Here is a 1,235-nt window from a genome sequence, read left to right on the forward strand (position 1 = left end):
TGTAGTGGTCAACTAATCCCGGACACGACGTTAAGTTTTTTCTCGGCCTGAGCCGGTGGCAGCCCACCATTAAATTGGTGCGGTCGAATCCAGTTGTACCGGTGCATCAAAAAATGGCTGATATCCCGCTGAGCTTGTTGGACGGTCGTGTAGCCCATGGTCGGTATCCACTCGGTTTTCAGGCTCCTGAACACCCGCTCCATCGGCGCGTTATCCCAACAATTTCCTCGCCGGCTCATGCTCTGACGCATGCGATATCGCCAAAGGCGCTGACGAAAACTCCGGCTTCCATATTGCGAGCCTTGGTCGGAGTGGAACAGCAAACCCTGAGGCTTCCCTCGCTGCTCGTAAGCCATGTCCAAGGCCTTGATGACCAAGTCGGCATCCGGCTTTCCCGACAATGCCCAGCCCACAACACGGCGGGCAAAAAGGTCCAGCACAACCGCCAGATACTGCCATTTCCCTTGAGCCCAGATGTAAGTGATATCGCCACACCAGACGTGGTCAGGAGCGGGCACATCAAACTCCCGGTTCAAAATATTAGGAATGTCGGGCCGCTCGACCGTCGCCTTTTTGTAAGCATGCGATCCCGGCTGTTTGCTGACCAACTCCAGCTCGCGCATCAGGCTGCGCACTTTGAATCGCCCGATCTGCTCGCCGTCGTCCTGCATCATGGCCATGATGCTACGGCTACCGGGAGCACTGCGGCCTTGGGTGAACAACTCGTTCACCCGACTGCGCAATCGAAGGCGTTCTACATCCGGTGTGCGGCGCCTGAGACGCCGAGCGTAGTAGCACGAGCGGGTCACTTCAAACACCATGCACAGCCAATCAACCGGCTCGTGGATGCTCAACTGGTCAATCAGCGCGAACGCTCGAGATCTTCCGACATCAAGAGCGCGGTAGCCTTTTTTAAGATCGATTTTTCCCGCTCAAGGCGAGCAATTCGGGCTTCCAGCTCTTGGATTTTCTGCTGCTCCGGGGTCAGCGCTTTGCTCTGCGGGGTGACGCCCGTGCGTTCTTGTTGCACCTGGTCGACCCATCGGCGCAAAGCCGACTCCCCGATACCAAGCGAGCGGCTGGCCTCAATGAAGCTGTAATCCTGCTTGAGAACGAGGTCGGCAGCCTCGCGTTTGAATTCAGGGGAAAAGGTACGGCGTTGTTTGGTCATCTGACACCTCGTTCTGGCGAGCATTCTCGCCTAAATGGATGTCCGGAATCATTAGACCACTACA

The 1,235-nt window shown here is 56.6% G+C and carries 1 protein-coding gene; it reads right to left on the bottom strand.

All coding sequences use genetic code 11. The features are described from left to right. Nucleotides 1–8 precede the first annotated feature (8 nt). Nucleotides 9–1,171, bottom strand: a protein-coding gene (locus PseuLF5_RS28085; RefSeq protein ID WP_340135116.1) for an IS3 family transposase whose coding sequence is annotated in 2 segments (ribosomal slippage) — nucleotides 9–919 and nucleotides 919–1,171 — 1,164 coding nt in all. Because the reading frame shifts where the segments join, the coding sequence is not laid out codon by codon here. Nucleotides 1,172–1,235 lie beyond the last annotated feature (64 nt).

It is taken from the genome of Pseudomonas sp. LF-5, assembly GCF_037626295.1.
GTDB lineage: Bacteria > Pseudomonadota > Gammaproteobacteria > Pseudomonadales > Pseudomonadaceae > Aquipseudomonas > Aquipseudomonas monsensis.